This window comes from Sphingopyxis sp. (assembly GCF_051861155.1).
Taxonomy (GTDB): Bacteria; Pseudomonadota; Alphaproteobacteria; order Sphingomonadales; family Sphingomonadaceae; genus Sphingopyxis.
This window is the reverse complement of sequence record NZ_JBHYDE010000003.1, coordinates 231,662-249,841: the sequence shown is the minus strand read 5'-3', so window position 1 is coordinate 249,841 and position 18,180 is coordinate 231,662. Positions and strand designations below refer to the sequence as shown.

The following is an 18,180-nucleotide window of genomic DNA, read 5'->3' as shown; positions in this document are numbered from 1 at the left end:
GGCGCCCGCGCGCACAAACTCTATTCGGCTTCGCGGATCTCGGCGCCGGGTCCGTTTTTCAGGATCGACTCGATGGCATTCTTGGCGGAGGCCTTGCTCGAATAGCCTTCGGTCCAGAAGATGCTTTCACTGTTATATTTGAAATAGGCCACGAACTCGCCGGCCTTGTTCTTCTTGATCTCGAAATAATGGGCCATGCCATCCTCCACTGGTCTTCGCCGCGTCGGGGGTGGCGCGACGCCGTCATCGTAAACCGGTGATAGCAGCGCGCAAGCCACTGAATAGCGTCAGGCAAAGCGCGCCGCGGCAAAGGGCGCAGGGTCGACGCCAGCGATCGCGCCGACCGGCGGCGGCGCGCCCAACTGGGCGGCGAGCAGCGCCGCGATCGCCGGCGCGGTCTGAATGCCAAAGCCGCCCTGCCCCGCGCACCAGACAAAACCCGGCTGGTGCGGATCGGCGCCGAACACCGGGATACGGTCGGGCGCAAAGCTGCGCAGCCCCGCCCATTTGCGCTCGACCGCGGCGATCGGCCAGTCGACCACCGATTGCAGCCGGTCGATCGCGATCGCGACGTCGATCTCTTCGGGGGCCGCATCGTGCGGATCGACCGGGGTTTCGTCGTGCGGGCTGAGCCAGACGCGCCCCGCGCTTTCGCCCTTGAAGTAAAAGTCGCCGCCGACGTGGATGACGAGCGGCAGATCGGCGGGGACCGGCGCCCCCAGCCGCAGCTGGATGACGGTGCGGCGATACGGCTGGATGCCGATCGGCGCGACCCCGCACGCCGCAGCGACGCGGTCGACCCAGGCGCCCGCGGCGTTGACGATCACCCCGGCGCGGATCGACTGCCCGCCGACCTGAGCCTCCCATCCGCCGTCGATCCGCCGCGCCGACGTCAGCGGCGCGCGCGTCGCGATAACCGCCCCGGCGCGGCGCGCGGCGCGCAGGTAGGCGGCGTGAAGCCCCCCGACATCGATGTCGCTGCACGCCGCTTCATAGGCGGCTTCGCTCCATTCAGCGCGGACGCCCGGGATTTTTTCGGCAATCGCCGCAGCGCCCATCCGCACGACGTCGACGTCCTTGGCGATAAACTCGGCGGTAAAGGCATCGACCGCGGCGGCCTCTGAGCGATGGCCGATCGTCAACGCGGCGCGCGGCGACAGGAAACCATGGTCCGAAAATTCGGGTTCCGGACGGCTGAGCGTCGCGAAGGACGCGACCGACAGCGGCTGCACCCGCGCTCCGCCATAGGTTTCGTGCCAGAAGGCCGCCGACCGGCCGGTGGCATGATACCCCGGTACCGCCTCCGCCTCGATCAGCATGACGCGGCGCCAGGGCGCGAGCACGGCGGCCAGACTGGCGCCGGCAATGCCCGCGCCGACGATCAGCACGTCGATGGCGGAGGGCGGCGCGTCGGTCATGCCCCGCCGCATATCCATTGGCCCGCGGAATGCAAGCGACGCCGTCGCTCAAATCCGGGACCGAACCCGGCATGGACATGGTTACCCTTTGGTAAGCCATGTTGCTTAGGAGGACGGCGATGGACAGCGGCACGATCTCCCTTGGCCTGATGGCCGTTCTTGGCCTGTTGATGATCGCCGCGGCGATCAGCGACCTCAGGTCGCGGTCGATCTCCAACGAACTCAATGCCGCGATGGCGCTGCTCGCCATCCCCTTTTGGATCGCCAGCGGCCTTGCCATATGGCCCGACATGCCGATCCAGTTCGGCGCGGCCTTTGCCGTTTTCCTGGTGTTTGCCGGCTTGTTCGCGATCGGCGCGATGGGCGGCGGCGATGTGAAGATGATCGGGGCGGTGATGCTCTGGATCCCGCTGCCACTGTTCCTGCCGACACTCACCGTCATGGCCATCGGCGGCGGAATCTTGTCCGCAGTGATGCTCATCCATTTGAAATTGCGTCGATCCGACAAAGTGGTGGAGGTACCCTATGGGGTCGCCATCGCCGTCGCCGGACTTTGGGCGCTTCACCAACAATATCTTAACCAGTTTCAGGCTATCGGTTGAAGCTGAGGGCAAACACCGCTGTCTCTGGCTGGTGTTAGGAGGCGAAAAATCGTCATGGATACGCGAAAGATTATGCTGATCGTCGGCGCGCTGGTCATTGCAATCGGCGCTGCGTTCGGGGTCAACCAGATGATGCGCGGAGCGTCCGCTCCGGAAGCTCGGGCCGCTGCGGCGCCGGAGATTACCGGTCCGATGATCCTGGTCGCGACGCGGCAGCTGCCGGTGGGGACGATCATCGGCCCCGACAGCTTCCGTTTTCAGCCCTGGCCGAAAGAACTGGTCGAAAAGGCGTATTTCATGAAGGAAAAGACCGACGTCAACACGTTGGTCGGCACCGTCGTGCGCTACCCGATCACCGCCGGTCAGCCGCTGACCCAGGGCGCGCTGGTCCATCCCGACGATCGCGGTTTCCTGGCCGCGGCGCTTGGCCCCGGCATGCGTGCCGTGACGGTCAAGGTCAGCCAGGAACAGGGCGTCGCGGGCTTCGTCTTCCCGGGTGACCGCGTCGACGTGCTGCTGGCCCAGACCATCGAGGTCAAGGAAGGCAGCGCCTATCCCGACGACCAGATCTTCACCGCCGAAACCATCGTGCGCAACGTTCGCGTCCTCGCCACCGATCAGCGCTACGATGCCGAGGACGAGACGGGCAAGACTCCGGTTCGTACCTTTGGCTCGGTGACACTCGAAGCCACGCCCGAACTCGCAGAACGCATCGCGGTGGCGCAGAGCATGGGCAAGTTGTCGCTGGCGCTGCGCCCGCTCGCCGAAAGCAGTGGCGAACTGGAATCGGCCATCGCGTCGGGCGAAATCAACGTTCCCGTCAAGGGTGGCGCCGCCGCCGAACGCCGTATGCTGGCGCAGGCCCAAGCGCGCCCGGTGACGGCCAAGACGGCGACCACCGGCGGCGACGTGTCGCGCTTCTGGATCCCGGTCAGCGGCCGCGTCGGCGGCGGCGGATCGCGTCCGCAGCCGCAGATGAGCAGCGGCCCGGCACCGCAGGGTGGCAGCTACGCATCGGCCGCATCCAGCGGCCCGGTCGTTCGCATCACGCGCGGCGGCAAAGTGACCGAAGTTTCGGTTGGGGGTAAGTAAGATGAACAGCAAAGCCAATTTCAAGGCAGCGGCGATGGCCCGCACCCTGGCCATCGGCCTGGTGGCAGCCACGCTGATCTCCGCCCCGTCGCAACCGGTGGCCGCGCAGGCGACCCAGAACGCCAGCAGCAGCATCGACCTGTCGGTCGGTCGCGGCCGCCTGATCAGTCTGCCCGCCGCCATGACCGATGTCTTCGTCGCGAATGACGAGGTCGCCGACGTCCAGGTCCGCTCGGGCCGCCAGCTCTATATCTTCGGCAAAAAGCCGGGTGAAACCAGCATCTACGCCACCGATGCCAGCGGCCGGGTCGTATTCTCGACCGTCGCGCGCGTCGGCAACAATATCGAAACGATCGACCAGATGCTGTCGCTCGCGATGCCCGACGCCAGCATTTCGGCGAACACCATGAACGGTTTTGTCCTGCTCACGGGTACCGTCCAGTCGCCCGACGACGCGGCCGAAGCCGAACGGCTGGTCCAGGCCTTTGTCGGCGACGCCACCAAAGTCCTATCGCGCCTGCGCACCGCGACGCCGTTGCAGGTCAATCTGCAGGTCCGTATCGCCGAAGTGAACCGTACTTTGGTCAAGGAAATCAGCGGCAACGTGCTGACCCGTGACCGCGACGGCCCGCTCGGCAACGGCTTTCTGGGCAGCGTGTTCCGCGGCCGCAACGCCGGCACGATCACTTACAACGCCGACGGCAGCACCACTTATGGCATCAACAACCAGGCGGGCACCAATAGCCTGGCCGGCGCCGGCCGCCTGTTCGGCCTCGACCTCATCGCTTCGCTCGATCTGGGCGAACGTTCGGGCATGGTGGTGACGCTGGCGCAGCCGAACCTGACCGCGATTTCGGGCGAAACCGCCGACTTCCTGGCAGGCGGCGAATTCCCGGTGCCGATCCCCGGCAACCTGGCGGGGACAACGATCGAATATCGCAAATATGGCGTCAGCCTGGCTTACACGCCGACGGTGCTGTCGAACGGTCGCATCAGCCTGCGCGTCCGCCCCGAAGTGTCGGAACTGTCGACTGAAGGCGCGATCGAACTCGACGGCTTCCAGGTGCCCGCCCTGACCGTCCGCCGTGCCGAAACGACGGTCGAACTGGGGTCAGGCGAAAGCTTCATGATCGCCGGCCTGATGAACAACCGTTCGATCGGCGCGATCGACAAGATGCCCGGCCTTGGCGACGTGCCGCTGCTCGGCATGTTGTTCAAATCGGACAGCTTCCGCCGCGGCGAGACCGAGCTGGTCATCGTGGTGACACCCTATCTGGTCCAGCCGGTGTCGGCGAACGACATCAAGCTGCCGACCGACGCCTACCAGAATTCGAACGACCTTTCGCGGTTGCTGCTCAACCAGGACAACAACGGCGTGACCGGCGGCGATAGGCCGAAGCCGCGGCTCGACACGAGCGTCGGCGATGCCGACCGCCCGCGAGGCAGCGGCGATGCGTCGCCGGGCTTTAGCATCAAGTGACGCGCTGGATTTCAGGAGCAAAGTGATGAAGAAAATCGCAACTTGGACGGTCCTGGCTCTGGCCACGTCGCTCGCCGGATGTTCGGGCGCCGCCTACAGCAACCGCAGCCTCGATTCGGTGCATCAACCGGTCGTGCGCAACGCCATCTATCAATTCGACGTCGCTGCATCGAGCGGCGAGCTGGCACCCAGCGAACAGGGCCGTCTGCAAGGCTGGCTCGACGCGATGGGCGTCCGCTACGGCGATCGCGTCGCGATTGAGGATCCCTCGGTTTACGGCGCCACATCGGCGCAGGCGACGGTGCGCTCGATGATCGAGCGCCGCGGCTTGCTGATCAGCAACGACGTGCCGGTAACCACCGGAGCCGTGCCGCAGGGCCATCTGCGTGTCATCGTCACCCGCGCGTCGGCTTTCGTGCCGGGCTGCCCCAATTGGGACACCAAGTCAGCGATCAACCCGGCGAATGCGACCTCGTCCAACTATGGCTGCGCGACCAACAGCAATATCGCCGCGATGGTGGCCGACCCCAATGACCTGATCAGGGGTGCCCGCAGCGATCGCAACGATCCGTCGATGGCGACGCGCGCGATCAAGACCTTCCGCGAAAAGCCGCCGACGGGTGCCGGCGAACTGCGCGGCGAAGCAACCAGCAACGGAGGTGGCCAGTGAACGCTCCTTTCAAATCGGCAGGACTGCGTGATCCGTTCAACGCCTTTGTGTGCGATGACGACACGCTGGAGCTGATCCGCACTGCCGCCAACGACATGGGCTGGCCGATCGAAAAATGTAACAAGGGCGGTCTGCGTAACGCCGTGCAGTCGCTCTCGGTGTCCGCCAGCCCGAACATCCTGTTTGTCGACATGTCCGAATCGGGCGACCCGATCAACGACATCAACGCGCTCGCCGAAGTGTGCGAACCGGGCACTGTCGTGATCGCGGCCGGCCAGGTCAATGACGTGCGCCTGTACCGCGACCTGCTGTCGAGCGGCATTCAGGATTATCTGCTCAAGCCCTTGTCGCTGGAACAGGTCCGCGAATCGCTGACCATGGCGCAGACGATGCTGACCGCACCAAAACATGCCGATATGCAGGACGACAAGCCGCATCACATGATGGCGGTGGTCGGGGTGCGCGGCGGTGTCGGGGCCTCGCTGGTGTCGACGTCGCTCGCCTGGGCGATGAGCGAACAGGCAGGCCGCCAGACGGCGCTGCTCGACCTCGACGTTCATTTCGGCACCGGCGCGCTGACGCTCGACCTCGAGCCCGGCCGCGGCCTGATCGATGCGATCGACAACCCCAGCCGCATCGACGGGCTGTTCATCGAACGCGCCATGGTGCGCGCTTCGGACAAGCTCAGCCTGCTGTCGGCCGAAGCGCCGATCCACCAGCCGGTGATGACCGATGGCTCGGCCTTTTTCCAGCTGGAGGAAGAACTGCGCGGCGCGTTCGAAATGACGATCGTCGACATCCCGCGCCAGGTTCTGATCCCCTTTCCACATCTGGTGTCGGAAGCGGGGACGATCCTGCTGGTCAGCGACGTGACGCTGGCTGCAGCCCGCGACACCATCCGGCTGCTGTCGTGGTTCAAGCAGAATGTTCCCGGCGCCCGCGTCGTGCTGGTCGCGAACAAGTTCCAGAACGCCGTCGGCGAACTGTCGCGCAAGGAATTTGAATCGTCGATCGAACGCCAGATCGACATCGTCATCCCGTTCGACCCGAAACTGGTCAGCCAGTCGGCCAAGCTCGGCAAATCCTATGCCGAGATCTGCAAAGGCACAAAAACCGCGCAGGTGTGGAGCAATCTGATGCGCCTGATCCTCGATGGCGCCGATGTCGAAGCCGAAGAAGCGCAACAGGCAGCCGCAAAGAGCAAATCGGGCGGTTCGCTGCTCGGCAAGCTTGGGCTGATGACGAAAAAGGGCGCGAAACAGGCGGCATGACATCCCGCCCGGCGGGACGTTACCACCATCAGCGATAGAAGCGGACATCAGCCGACATGAATCTGCCAGTCATCCTTATCATCGCGGGGGCCTTTCTGGCCTTTGCCATCCTTGTGATCCTGCTTGGTGGCCCGTCGGCCGGCAAGGCAAAGTCGCGGCGGCTGGCGATGGTCAAGGATCGCCATGCCGCGTCGACCGAAGCGGTAGTGGCAGCGCAGATGCGCAAGACCATCCAGTCGGGCGGCCGAAGTGCCTCGACCCTGACCAGCCTGATGCCGCGCCGCGAAGAGATGGAAATCCGGCTTCGCCGTACGGGTAAGGGGTGGACGCTGACCCAATATATGTTCGCGTCGATGGCGTTGTTCGTCGTCGTCACCGGCGGCCTGCTCGTTGTCCGCGCCCCGATCCTGATGGCGGGAATGATCGGCCTGCTCCTCAGCCTCGGCCTGCCTTATCTGGTCGTCGGCCGCGCGATCAAAAAGCGCGTCGCGCAGTTCAACACCCGCTTTCCCGACGCGATCGACCTGCTCGTGCGCGGCCTGCGCTCCGGCCTGCCCGTCACCGAAACCTTCCAGGTGGTGAGCCAGGAACTGCCGGGGCCGGTGGGCGAAGAATTCAAGGGCGTTGTCGAACGCATCCGCATCGGCAACACGATGGAGGCCGCGCTGCAGGAATCGGCGGTGATGCTTGGAACACCCGAGTTCCAGTTTTTCTGCATCACCATTCAGATCCAGCGCGAAACCGGCGGCAATCTGGCGGAGACATTGTCCAACCTGTCCGACGTGCTGCGCAAGCGCGCGCAGATGAAGCTCAAGATCCGCGCGATGTCGTCGGAAGCGAAAGCTTCCGCCTATATCGTCGGCGCCTTGCCCTTTTTCGTCTTCGGCGTCGTCTGGTCGATGAACCCCAGCTATCTGGCGGGATTTTTCTACGAACAGCGCCTGATAATCGCCGGGATCGGCGGGCTGATCTGGATGAGCATCGGCGCCGGGATCATGGCCAAAATGATCAGCTTCGAAATCTGAAGGGGCAGGACCAGTGATCAGCAGCCTCCTTCTTACCACTTTCACCGGCGCTCAGGCGGGCCCGACGCTGATGGGCGTCGATGTCATCTGGGCCGGCACGCTGCTCGCCGCGGTCGGTGTGTTCGCGGTCCTGTTCGCCATTTATGGCGCGTTGACCGTGCGCAATCCGATGACCAAGCGCGTCAAGGCGCTCAACGAACGCCGCGAACAGCTCAAAGCCGGTATCACCGCGTCGACCGCCAAACGCCGCGCCAAGCTGGTCCGCAAGAACCAGCATGCCGACAAGATGCGCACCTTCCTCGGCAAGCTCCAAGTGCTGCAGGAAGGCCAGATCAAGGACGTCCAGCAGAAGCTGGCGCAGGCGGGCATCCGATCCAAGGATCTGGCCGTCGCGGTGATTTTCGGTCGCATGGTCTTGCCGATCGTGTTTGGCGGGCTCGCCGCCTTCCTGATCTACGGCATCGACATATGGCCCGACCTGACCCCGTTCAAGCGCTCGGGCGCGACGATGGCGGCGCTCGTGCTCGGCTACAAGGCGCCCGACCTGTTCGTCCAGAACAAGCGCGCCAAGCGCACCGATGCGATCCGCAAGGGTCTGCCCGACGCGCTCGACCTGCTCGTCATCTGCGCCGAAGCGGGCCTGACCGTCGACAGCGCATTTTCGCGCGTATCAAAGGAATTGGGTCGCGCTTATCCCGAACTGGGCGAAGAATTCGCACTGACCTCGATCGAACTCGGCTTTTTGACCGAGCGGCGTCAGGCATTCGAAAACCTGGCCTACCGCGTCAATCTGGAATCGGTGAAGGGCGTGGTCACGACCATGATCCAGACCGAGAAATACGGGACGCCGCTCGCCAGCGCGCTGCGCGTGCTGTCGGCCGAATTCCGTAACGAACGCATGATGCGCGCCGAAGAAAAGGCCGCGCGCCTGCCCGCGATCATGACCGTGCCGCTGATCCTGTTCATTCTACCGGTGCTATTCATCGTGATCCTTGGCCCGGCGGCCTGTTCGCTCAGCGACGCCATGTCGGGCGGCAGCTTCGGCTGATCACCGCAACCGGTACGAAACAGACGAAGGGGCGGGTGCGAACCCGCCCTTTTTTTTGTTCAGGCGACCTGCTGTTCGATCGCACCGAAGATGCTGTGATGCCGCTCGTCGTCCATCCAGATGCGCACCATGTCGCCTTTCTGCATGAACGGCGTTTTGGGCTCGCCCTGCAGGATCGTCTCGACCGTCCGCACTTCGGCCAGGCAGCAATAGCCAAGGCCCCCATCGGCGATCGGCTTGCCAGGGCCACCGTCGGCGTCGCGGTTCGACACCGTGCCCGACCCGATGATCGTCCCCGCGCCAAGGTCGCGGGTCTTTGCAGCATGGGCGATCAGCGCCCCGAAGTCGAAGGTCATGTCGACCCCCGCATCGGCGCGGCCCAGCGGCTGGCCGTTTAAATCGACACACAGCGTACCATGCAGCTTGCCGTTCTGCCAGCGCGCGCCCAGCGCTTCCGGGGTAACGAACACCGGCGACATCGCGCTCGACGGCTTCGACTGGAAAAAGCCGAAACCCTTTGCCAATTCGCCCGGAATCAAACCACGCAGCGACACGTCGTTGGTCAATCCGACCAACAGGATTTTTTCGCGCGCCGCCGCCGCATCAATGCCCGCGGGAACGTCGCCCGTCACCACCACGACTTCGGCCTCCATGTCGCAGCCCCATGCCGGGTCGGCGAGCGGGATCGGGTCGCGCGGGGCGAGGAACGCGTCGCTGCCGCCCTGATACATCAGCGGGTCGTGCCAGAAGCTGTCGGGCATTTCGGCACCGCGCGCCTGTCGCACCAATGCGACGTGGTTCACATAGGCGCTGCCGTCGGCCCATTGATAGGCGCGCGGCAGCGGCGAGGCGGCGTCGCGCTCGTGAAAGCGTTCCTTGGGGATCGCATCGTGATTCAGGTCTTCGGCCAGCGCGGCAAGGCGCGGCGCGGCATAGGCCCAATTGTCGAGCGCCGCCTGCATCGTCGGCGCGATCTGACCGGCGTCGGCGTACCAGGCGAGATCGTCCGAAACGACGACAAGACGCCCGTCGCGGCCCTGTTTGAGCGAAGCTAGTTTCACGAAAACTCCTTTGGCTGGCGACGCGGCTGAACCGACATCGCCTGCAAAGGAGCGAAAATCAGCGCGACGTCGTAATCGACGCGAAACAGGTAAAGCCGCTCTGCCCCGCCTGCAAGCGCCGGATATACTGCAGATAGGCCTGCGACTGATTATAGGTCGTGCCGGGCAGCGTCTGGCCGCGGAAAGCGCGCTTCACTTCCTCGCCGGTGAACGGGCGCAGCGCGCCGGGAAAGGCGCCCTTGGTTCCCGGCGGCACCAGCTTGCCCTGGGTGTCGATAAATTTTCCGGCGCCGCTCGGCCCCGGAACCGGGATCTGGCAATTCATCACCGATACCGCCGTCTGCGCAAAGGCGGGGCGGATCGTCAGCGCCGCCGACACGCCGACGGCGCCGAGCGCCAGCATCCGGCGGCGCGAGGGAATAGCTTCGCCCGTTTCCACGGGGGTTTCGGTCGGAATTTCGCGATTATCCATCCGCGGCGCATAACCCAATGAGAGGCCAAGGAAAAGCAAAACACCGCTCGCCCCACTTCACTTCCCGCTTTGGGACATCCGCGGCGCACACGTTAACGGCCGCAAATCGCCTTGCGCCCGCCCCTCGCTTCGTGCGAGGCGCGCAGACGATGTTCGATCGCCTGTCCAGCTTCGTCATTGCCCTTACGATGGTTGCCATCGCGGCGATCTTTGCCGCGCTCTCGGGCGGCGATCCGCTGTCGATCGCGATCATGGCGGTCGCGGGGTTGGTCGCCGCGGCGACCGTTTATGGCGCGCTGCCCGCCACTACGCCCGAACCGCAGGGGACGGCGCCGCCCGCCGCCGAAAACGCCCCCGCGTCGCTGCTCCGCCACCCCGATTTCGCACATTGGGTCGATCAGGAAAAGGAGCCTTTGCTGGGCACCGCGGACAATATCGTCACCATCGCCAACGACGCCGCGGTGCGCCTGCTCGGGCGGCATATCGTCGGCGCCGACGTGCGAACCGCGATCCGTCATCCCGCCGCGACCGAATGGCTGTCGCGCATGCAGGGCGGCGCGGCGCTCGAAACGGTCAACCTGATCGATTTCCCGCGGCCCGGCCAGCGCTGGACGATGCGGGTCGCGGCGTTGTCGGGGAGCGAATATATCATCTTCCTGTCCGACCGCTCGGCTATCGACGCCGCCGACCGGATGCGCTCCGATTTCGTCGCCAACGCCAGCCACGAACTGCGCACGCCGCTCGCCGCGATCCTCGGCTACGTCGAAACGCTGCAGGAAATGAACGGCGACACCGACGCGCCGACGCGCGACCGTTTCCTGTCGATCATCGAACGCGAGGCGCGGCGGATGCAGCAATTGGTCATCGACCTGCTGTCGATCTCGCGGGTCGAGGCCGACCGCTTTCGCCGCCCGACGACGACGGTAGATCTGGCCGCGATCGTTCGCACCACCATCGCCCAGCTCAGCGACAGCGAGCCGGTGCGCGCGAAGGATGTGGTCGAACAGCTGGGAGATACCGCGCAGCCGATGCTCGGCGACGCGGCGCAGCTCAGCCAGCTTGCCCACAATATCATCTCCAACGCGATGAAATATGGCCACGCCGGTACCCCGGTAACCGTCGAACTGGTGCGCGAGGGGCGCCGTATCCGGCTGTCGGTAAGCGACATCGGCGACGGAATTGCCCCCGATCACCTGCCGCGCCTGACCGAACGTTTCTATCGCGTCGACGAAGCGCGCAGCCGGTCGGTCGGCGGGACGGGGCTGGGGCTGGCCATCGTCAAACATATCGGCGAGCGCCATCAGGGCCAGCTCGACATCGATAGCGAAGTCGGCAGGGGAACGCGGGTTTCGGTGACGTTCCCGTGCGTCGCCGAGAGCTGACGGCGCACGGTCAAAGGCGCGAAGCCTTAGCGATCCTTGACTTTTCGCCCCCCCGCCCCCATCTTCGTCCGGCTATCGTCGCCTACGACGGATTTTTTTGCCTCACTGGCGGACAACTCCTTCCTCACGCTACCTGGCGCCACCGGCATCGGCCGGTGGTAACTCCGATTCCGTGAAAGGAACGACCCCATGCCCATCGGCACCGTAAAATTCTTCAACACCGAAAAAGGTTATGGCTTCATCGCCAACGAGGATGGTTCGGGCGACAATTTCGTCCACATCACCGCCCTCGAACGCGCCGGGATATCGACGCTGAACAAGGATCAGCGCGTTTCCTACGACCTGGAAACCGACCAGCGCGGCAAGACCGCCGCGGTCAACATCCAGCAGGCCTGATCTTTGGCCAAAGAGGAACTTTTGACCCTCGACGGCCAGATCGATGAAATTCTTCCCGACGGGCGTTTTGGCGTCGTACTGGAAAATGATCATCGGATCATCGCTTATACGGCTGGCCGGATGCGACGTTTTCGCATCCGGTCGGTCGTAGGCGACGCCGTTCGCGTCGAAATGACGCCGTATGACCTGACCAAGGGCCGCATCGTCTATCGCGATCGCGGCGCAGGGCCAGCCGGCGGCGGCCCGCGCAAGGGCAACCGGCGCTGAATACCCAACCAGAACAAAACAATGATTACAGGATATTATGAACTTTAATTTGAATGCTTTCCCTTCCCTCCTTCGGCCCTTTGCCGCGATCGATGCACCGGCCGAAAAGACGATCCGGCGCTCGCCGACCCTGACGCGCCGCGAACTGCGCCGCCTGATCGCCCAGATGATCGACTGATCGCGTCGTCACCCCTCCTGTCACCCCCCAGCCCCAAGGATATCCGCCATGTCGAACACCAGCGATTTTTACCTGACGCAGGCCGACAAATGCGCGGCGGATGCGGCGGCCAGCGCGCTGTCGCAGGTCCGCGACCGCAATCTGCGCGCCGAACAGGCGTGGCGGACGATGGCCGAACGGCTGATCCAGACCGAAGCGACGCGGGCGCGGCAAACCGCCGCCGCCGCCGCCAAGGCAGAAGCGAACGCCGCCGCCGACTGACGCGTCACGCCGTCAGTCGATGCGGTCGAGCAAATCGGCAATCTTTCCGAGCATGACGTCGATCTGCGGCTTTTCGACGATCAGCGGCGGCGACAGCGCGATGATGTCGCCGGTCGCGCGAACCAGCAGCCCATTGTCGAAACAGGCATGGAACAATTCCATAGCGCGCGCCGTTGGGGCACCGGCGCGGGGTTCGAGTTCGATCCCCGCGACCAGCCCGATGGTGCGAATGTCGATGACATGCCGCCGCCCGTTCAGGCTGTGCGCCGCATCCTCCCAATAGCTGCCGAGTTCGTTGGCGCGGTCGAACAGCCCGTCACGCGCATACAGGTCCAGCGTCGCCAGCCCCGCCGCGCTCGCCAGCGGATGCCCCGAATAGGTGTAGCCGTGGAACAGCTCGATCCCCGCCTCGACGCTGTCCAGCACCGCATCGTGCAGCGTGCGCTGCACCGCCACCGCGCCCATCGGCACCGCGGCGTTGGTCAGCCCCTTTGCCATGGTGATGATGTCGGGGGTCACCCCCCACTGCCCCGCCGCTGTCGCACCGCCGACACGGCCGAAGGCGGTTATCACCTCGTCGAAGATCAGGATGATGCCGTGCCGATCGCAAATCTCGCGCAGCCGCTGCAGATAACCGACCGGCGGCACCAGCACGCCGGTCGAACCCGCCATCGGCTCGACGATCACCGCCGCGATCGTTTCGGCGCCGTGGAGGTCGACGAGGCGCTGGAGGTCGTCGGCAAGCTCGGCGCCGTGCTGCGGAAAGCCGCGCGCGAAGGCGTTGCGCGCGATGTCGTGCGTGTGGCGTATGTGGTCGACACCGGGCAGCCCGCCGCCAAAGGCGCGGCGGTTGTTGACGAGGCCGCCGACGCTGATCCCGCCAAAGCCGGTACCGTGATAGCCGCGCTCGCGCCCGATCAGTCGGGTCCGCGCCCCCTGCCCCTTTGCCCGCTGGATCGCGAGTGCAATTTTCAATGCCGTATCAACCGATTCGGAGCCGCTGTTGGTAAAGAATATCCGGTCGAGCCCGTCGGGCATCAGCGCCGCCAGCCGCCGCGCCAGTTCGAACGGCAGCGGGTGCCCCAGCTGAAACGTCGGCGCGAAATCGAGCGTCGCCGCGGCGTTCGCGATGGCTTCGGTGATCTCAGGCCGGCAATGGCCCGCGTTGCTGCACCATAGTCCAGAGGTGCCATCGAGGATCGCCCGGCCATCGCCGCTCTGATAAAACATGCCGCTCGCGGACACGAGCTGGCGCGGGTTCGCCTTATACGCGCGGTTGGCGGTAAACGGCATCCAGAAGGCTGCCAGCGGATCATTCTCGCCCTTCATCGCGCACCGTCTCCCGCTCTCAGATACCGTCATCGCGAGGAGCCGAAGGCGACGCGGCAATCCAGGGTGGCCTAAACCGCCCGTGGATTGCGTCGCTTCGCCCGCAATGACGAAGGATCATCTATCCCAATCTGTCCTAGTGCCCGCGCACTGGCAACTCGGAAAATGGCCGTTAACGGCCCCTCTGGCGCTTCGTCCAACTTCACGATAGGCTGGCCTTCCACAAACGGGCCGGCTCCTCGGCCCAATCGGGGGCGCATGTCAGTCAATCTGGACCAATGGATCAGCGACCATAAAATCGACGAAGTCGAATGTATCGTCCCCGACATCAACGGGGTTCAGCGCGGCAAGGTGCTGCCGGCCAAGAAGTTCCTGGCATCGGTGAAGGACAAGTCGCTGCGCATTCCGGGCAGCGTCTTCATCTGCACGATCGACGGCCACTATCCCGAGGACATCGACGACATCTGGGACAAGGATCCCGACAAGATTTTGATCGCCGACCCCGGCACGATCTGCGTCGCGCCGGGATTCAAGTCGCCGACCGCTTTCGTCATCGCCGACGCCCTCAACGGCGATGGCAGCGAAGTTGACATCGCGCCCCGCACGATCCTGAAAAAGGTGCTCGCGCTTTATGCCGAAAAGGGCTGGCGCCCCATCATCGCGCCTGAGGTCGAGTTCTACCTCGTCTCGCCCAATGTCGACCCCGATTTCCCGTTGACCCCGCCGACCGGCCAATCCGGACGCAGCGAGACCGCGAGCCAGCCCTATGGGCTGGAGGCGATGAACGAATATGAGGAAATCATCGATCATATCTATGACGATTGCGAGCTGATGGGGCTCGACATCGATACGATGATCCACGAAATGGGCGCTGCGCAGCTCGAGGTGAACTTCATCCACGGCGACCCGCTGCGCCTCGCCGACGAAGTCTTCCTGTTCAAGCGCGTCGTGCGCAACGTTGCGAAACAGCACGACGTCTATGCGACCTTCATGGCGAACCCGATGGCGGGCCAGCCGGGCAGCGCGATGCATATTCACCAGTCGGTGGTCGACGCCACGACTGGCAAGAACCTGTTTTCTACGGCCAACGGCCGCGATAGCGCGATGTTTCGGAGCTATATCGCCGGGCTAGTGCGATTCATGCCGCAGATCTCGCCGCTGTGGGCGCCCAATGTGAACAGCTTTCGCCGCATGCGCCCCGACAGCGCCGCGCCGATCAACGTCCAGTGGGGCGAGGATAATCGCTCGTGCGGGTTCCGCGTGCCGATTTCCGACAAGGCGAACCGCCGCGTCGAAAACCGCCTGCCCGGTGCCGACAGCAACCCCTATCTCGCCATCGCGGCGTCGCTGATCTGCGGCTATATCGGCGTCGTCGACCGCATGGTGCCGGCCAAGGCGATCACCGGCAGCGCATACAACCGCGCCCGCACCCTGCCCCGCACTTTGGAGGCGGCGCTCGACCGCTTCGCGTCGTGCAAGAAGGTCCGCAACCTGCTGGGCGACGATTTCTTCGAAATCTTCTTTGCGGTGAAGGATTATGAGCTGTTCAACTACCAGTCGGTGGTGTCGAGCTGGGAACGCGAACATCTGTTGATGCGGGTCTGACCCGCCCCGCGGCCATGACCGATCCGCTGAACCACAGCTATTATGCCGCGACCGCGCATCCATGGCGGTCGTCCTATGACATGGGCGAAGACTTGTCGTTCGACATTGCGGTTATCGGCGGCGGCTTCACCGGCCTGTCCGCGGCGCTCGCCTGCGCCGAGCGCGGCTTTTCGGTGATTCTGATCGAACGCGCGCATGTCGGTTTCGGCGCGTCGGGTCGCAATGGCGGGCAGCTGATCCCCGGCTTGCGCTGGTCCGCCTCCGAACTGGAGGCCGAATTCGGCGGCGAGCGCGCCGAGGCGCTGTTCGACCTGTGTTGGCGCGGCAACCGTGTGAAAGCGCGGATCGCCAAACACGGCATCGATTGCGACCTCAAGGCAGGACATCTGGAAGCGGCGTGGACGCCCAAAGACTTTGGTGCGATGCAGCGCGAGGCCGAATTTCTGGCGACCCGCTTCGGATACCACAGCAATGTGGTGGCAAAGCAGGATATGCCGGGTCATATCGCCAGCTCGCTCTATCACGGCGGTATCCACGATCCGCAGGGGGGACATTTTCATCCACTAAACTACGCGATCGGGCTCGCGCGCGCCGCCGAGGCCGCGGGCGTTTGCATCTGGGAAGGTGAACGCGTTCACCGAATCACCGATACGCCCGAGGGCGCCGGGGTGATGACCGACCGCGCGCATATCGCCGCGCGCTATGTCATCGACGCGACCGATAGCTGGATCGGCGACCTCGAACCCGATCTCGGCCGTTACACCGTGCCGATCATGAACTATAATATCGCGACCGAGCCGCTGCCGAACGCCGACGCGTTGCTGCCCAGCGACGCGGCTGTCGCCGACAGTCGCTTCGTGCTCAATTATTTCCGCCTCTCCGCCGACAAGCGCCTGATTTTCGGCGGCGGCGAGCGCTATTCGCAGACCCCGCCGCGCGACATCGCGGCGTTCGTGCGGCCCTTCATGGCCGAGGTCTTCCCGCAGATCGCCGGTGCCAAGATCGACTATGGCTGGGGTGGTGCGGTCGCAGTGACGATGAACCGGCTGCCGCATATCGGGCGGCGCGGGAATGTCTTCTTCGCGTACGGTTTTTCGGGGCATGGCGCGCTGGTGACGACGCTGGCAGGTGAGCTGATTGCCGAGGCGATGGCGGGGACGGCCGAGCGGTTCGACGTCTTGGCGAACCTGCCCAGCCGCCCGTTCCCCGGCGGCAAATGGCTCCGCCAACCGCTCGCCACGTTGGGACTGCTCTATTATGCGATGAAGGACCGGCTCGGATGATCGTCGAAGCCGCGATTGCGCGCGTCGCAACCTGCGAAGCCGAGCGTTTCCGCGCCGCCAACCCGCGCGCTTTCGCGCATCATGCCGCCGCGACCGGCTGGTTCCAGTCGGTCCCGTTCCACTGGATGCGCGACTGGCCCAGCCCGGTGCCGATCGTCGCCGCAGCGGCGAAGGGCGCGACGCGGACCAGTATCGACGGCCAGACCTACGACGATTTCTGCCTGGGCGATACCGCCAGCCTGTTCGGGCATTCGCCGCCCGCCCTCGCCGCGGCGCTGGCGCAGCAGGCGAGCGAAGGTCTGAGCTACATGCTCCCGACCGAACGCGGTGTCGCACTTTCGCAGCGTCTCGCAGCGATGTTCGGCCTGCCTTTATGGCAGGTCACGACCACCGCCAGCGAAGCCAATCGCGCGGTCATCCGCTGGTGCCGCGGGATCAGCGGGCGGGCGAAAATCCTGACCTTCAACGGCGCCTATCATGGCGCGGTCGACGACGCTTTCGTCGACCTGAAAGACGCCGCGCCGGTCATGCGCGCCAGCCTGATCGGCCAGGTCCACGACCTGCGCGATACGACGACGGTCATCGAGTTCAATGACGAAGCCGCGCTCGCCGCGGCGCTCCACGCCCGCGACATCGCCTGCGTGCTTGCCGAGCCGGTGATGACCAATGTCGGCATGGTATGCGACGCGCCGGGGTATCTGACGACGCTCCGCCAACTTTGCGACGAGACAGGCACGCTGTTGGTGTTCGACGAAACGCACAGCGTCTCGTCGGGCTATGGCGGCCATGGCGTCGCGCACGGGCCGACACCTGATCTGATGGTCGTCGGCAAGTCGATCGGCGGCGGCGTCCCCTGCGCGGTCTATGGCTTTTCGGCCGGTGTGGCCGCGCGCATGGCGGCGCTCAACCAGTCACGCCCGCCCGGACATAGCGGCATCGGCACCACGCTCTCCGCCAACGCGCTCGCGATCACCGCGATGGATGCGATGCTGTCCGACGTCATCACCCCCACCGCCTACGATCATATGCTGCGCGGCGCCGCGCGGCTGGTCGCAGGGCTTGCGGCCGAAATCGCCGCCGCCGGGCTCGACTGGCACGTCACCCAGGTCGGCGCGCGCGTCGAATTCCTCACCTGCCCCACCCCGCCGCGGAACGGCGGCGAGGCGAAGGCGGCGATGCACCCCGAACTCGAAGCCGCGATCCACCTGTTCCTCGCCAACCGCGGGATTTTGCTGGCGCCGTTCCACAATATGATGTTGGTGAGCCCGGTTACCGGCGACGACCAGATCGACCGGCTGGTGGGCGGCTTTGCCGACTGCACAAAAGCGTTGAAGGAGTAG

At 64.9% G+C, this 18,180-nt stretch carries 20 protein-coding genes; 15 read left to right on the top strand and 5 right to left on the bottom strand.

The features are described from left to right. Nucleotides 1-20 precede the first annotated feature (20 nt). Nucleotides 21-197 carry a YegP family protein gene (locus ACTIFP_RS07205; protein WP_439568033.1) on the bottom strand — a complete coding sequence of 59 codons (177 nt, stop codon included), beginning with the start codon at nucleotides 195-197 and terminating at the stop codon, nucleotides 21-23. A gap of 90 nt (nucleotides 198-287) precedes the next feature. Continuing rightward, nucleotides 288-1,418: an NAD(P)/FAD-dependent oxidoreductase gene (locus ACTIFP_RS07200; protein ID WP_439568032.1), complete on the bottom strand. Its 1,131-nt coding sequence runs from the start codon at nucleotides 1,416-1,418 to the stop codon at nucleotides 288-290. A 119-nt stretch (nucleotides 1,419-1,537) separates the two neighbouring features. On the opposite strand from ACTIFP_RS07200, the gene ACTIFP_RS07195 reads away from it, so the two are divergent. The 7 genes from ACTIFP_RS07195 to ACTIFP_RS07165 all read left to right on the top strand — a co-directional run bounded on the left by ACTIFP_RS07195 (nucleotide 1,538) and on the right by ACTIFP_RS07165 (nucleotide 8,606). Continuing rightward, entirely contained in the window at nucleotides 1,538-2,020 is a 483-nt protein-coding gene (locus ACTIFP_RS07195) for an A24 family peptidase (RefSeq protein ID WP_439568031.1), read from the top strand. 54 nt (nucleotides 2,021-2,074) lie between these two features. Then, nucleotides 2,075-3,112 carry a Flp pilus assembly protein CpaB gene (gene cpaB, locus ACTIFP_RS07190; protein ID WP_439568030.1) on the top strand — a complete coding sequence of 346 codons (1,038 nt, stop codon included), beginning with the start codon at nucleotides 2,075-2,077 and terminating at the stop codon, nucleotides 3,110-3,112. Between the two features lies 1 nt (nucleotide 3,113). After that, complete coding sequence (locus tag ACTIFP_RS07185; RefSeq protein WP_439568029.1) at nucleotides 3,114-4,592, top strand: type II and III secretion system protein family protein; 1,479 nt, start codon at nucleotides 3,114-3,116, stop codon at nucleotides 4,590-4,592. A 25-nt stretch (nucleotides 4,593-4,617) separates the two neighbouring features. Beyond that, nucleotides 4,618-5,262 (top strand): CpaD family pilus assembly protein, encoded by a 645-nt coding sequence (locus tag ACTIFP_RS07180; protein ID WP_439568028.1) that lies wholly within the window; start codon nucleotides 4,618-4,620, stop codon nucleotides 5,260-5,262. Then, complete coding sequence (locus ACTIFP_RS07175; protein ID WP_439568027.1) at nucleotides 5,259-6,533, top strand: pilus assembly protein CpaE; 1,275 nt, start codon at nucleotides 5,259-5,261, stop codon at nucleotides 6,531-6,533. Before ACTIFP_RS07180 ends, ACTIFP_RS07175 begins: the two co-directional genes overlap by 4 nt. A gap of 56 nt (nucleotides 6,534-6,589) precedes the next feature. Next, the gene (locus ACTIFP_RS07170) at nucleotides 6,590-7,558 is read left to right on the top strand and encodes a type II secretion system F family protein (RefSeq protein WP_439568026.1); all 969 of its coding nucleotides are present in this window, start codon (nucleotides 6,590-6,592) and stop codon (nucleotides 7,556-7,558) included. A 70-nt stretch (nucleotides 7,559-7,628) separates the two neighbouring features. After that, the gene (locus tag ACTIFP_RS07165) at nucleotides 7,629-8,606 is read left to right on the top strand and encodes a type II secretion system F family protein (RefSeq protein ID WP_439568231.1); all 978 of its coding nucleotides are present in this window, start codon (nucleotides 7,629-7,631) and stop codon (nucleotides 8,604-8,606) included. A 59-nt stretch (nucleotides 8,607-8,665) separates the two neighbouring features. On the opposite strand, the gene ACTIFP_RS07160 is transcribed toward ACTIFP_RS07165, so the two are convergent. Both ACTIFP_RS07160 and ACTIFP_RS07155 read right to left on the bottom strand, forming a co-directional pair. After that, nucleotides 8,666-9,667 carry a fumarylacetoacetate hydrolase family protein gene (locus tag ACTIFP_RS07160; protein ID WP_439568025.1) on the bottom strand — a complete coding sequence of 334 codons (1,002 nt, stop codon included), beginning with the start codon at nucleotides 9,665-9,667 and terminating at the stop codon, nucleotides 8,666-8,668. Nucleotides 9,668-9,725: 58 nt separating this feature from the next. Continuing rightward, on the bottom strand, nucleotides 9,726-10,139 hold the full coding sequence (locus ACTIFP_RS07155; protein WP_439568024.1) for a hypothetical protein: 414 nt from the start codon (nucleotides 10,137-10,139) through the stop codon (nucleotides 9,726-9,728). A gap of 149 nt (nucleotides 10,140-10,288) precedes the next feature. Between ACTIFP_RS07155 and ACTIFP_RS07150 the strand changes: the two genes are divergently transcribed. The 5 genes from ACTIFP_RS07150 to ACTIFP_RS07130 all read left to right on the top strand — a co-directional run bounded on the left by ACTIFP_RS07150 (nucleotide 10,289) and on the right by ACTIFP_RS07130 (nucleotide 12,623). Further along, on the top strand, nucleotides 10,289-11,521 hold the full coding sequence (locus ACTIFP_RS07150) for a sensor histidine kinase (RefSeq protein ID WP_439568023.1): 1,233 nt from the start codon (nucleotides 10,289-10,291) through the stop codon (nucleotides 11,519-11,521). Nucleotides 11,522-11,710: 189 nt separating this feature from the next. Next, complete coding sequence (locus tag ACTIFP_RS07145; protein ID WP_439568022.1) at nucleotides 11,711-11,917, top strand: cold-shock protein; 207 nt, start codon at nucleotides 11,711-11,713, stop codon at nucleotides 11,915-11,917. Between the two features lie 3 nt (nucleotides 11,918-11,920). Then, nucleotides 11,921-12,184 carry a translation initiation factor IF-1 gene (infA, locus tag ACTIFP_RS07140; protein WP_056374851.1) on the top strand — a complete coding sequence of 88 codons (264 nt, stop codon included), beginning with the start codon at nucleotides 11,921-11,923 and terminating at the stop codon, nucleotides 12,182-12,184. Nucleotides 12,185-12,221: 37 nt separating this feature from the next. Next, entirely contained in the window at nucleotides 12,222-12,362 is a 141-nt protein-coding gene (locus ACTIFP_RS07135) for a hypothetical protein (protein ID WP_439568021.1), read from the top strand. Nucleotides 12,363-12,410: 48 nt separating this feature from the next. Further along, entirely contained in the window at nucleotides 12,411-12,623 is a 213-nt protein-coding gene (locus ACTIFP_RS07130; protein ID WP_439568020.1) for a hypothetical protein, read from the top strand. Nucleotides 12,624-12,635: 12 nt separating this feature from the next. Here ACTIFP_RS07130 and ACTIFP_RS07125 read toward each other — a convergent pair whose 3' ends face one another. Beyond that, nucleotides 12,636-13,952, bottom strand: a complete 1,317-nt coding sequence (locus ACTIFP_RS07125) for an aspartate aminotransferase family protein (RefSeq protein ID WP_439568019.1) — start codon at nucleotides 13,950-13,952, stop codon at nucleotides 12,636-12,638. A 258-nt stretch (nucleotides 13,953-14,210) separates the two neighbouring features. On the opposite strand from ACTIFP_RS07125, the gene ACTIFP_RS07120 reads away from it, so the two are divergent. From ACTIFP_RS07120 to ACTIFP_RS07110, 3 genes are read left to right on the top strand one after another with little or no spacing between them, the layout of a single operon-like run. Further along, nucleotides 14,211-15,557: a glutamine synthetase family protein gene (locus ACTIFP_RS07120; RefSeq protein WP_439568018.1), complete on the top strand. Its 1,347-nt coding sequence runs from the start codon at nucleotides 14,211-14,213 to the stop codon at nucleotides 15,555-15,557. 14 nt (nucleotides 15,558-15,571) lie between these two features. Further along, nucleotides 15,572-16,840, top strand: coding sequence for an NAD(P)/FAD-dependent oxidoreductase (locus ACTIFP_RS07115; protein ID WP_439568017.1), 1,269 nt, complete (start codon nucleotides 15,572-15,574; stop codon nucleotides 16,838-16,840). Then, nucleotides 16,837-18,180: a transaminase gene (locus ACTIFP_RS07110; RefSeq protein ID WP_439568016.1), complete on the top strand. Its 1,344-nt coding sequence runs from the start codon at nucleotides 16,837-16,839 to the stop codon at nucleotides 18,178-18,180. Before ACTIFP_RS07115 ends, ACTIFP_RS07110 begins: the two co-directional genes overlap by 4 nt.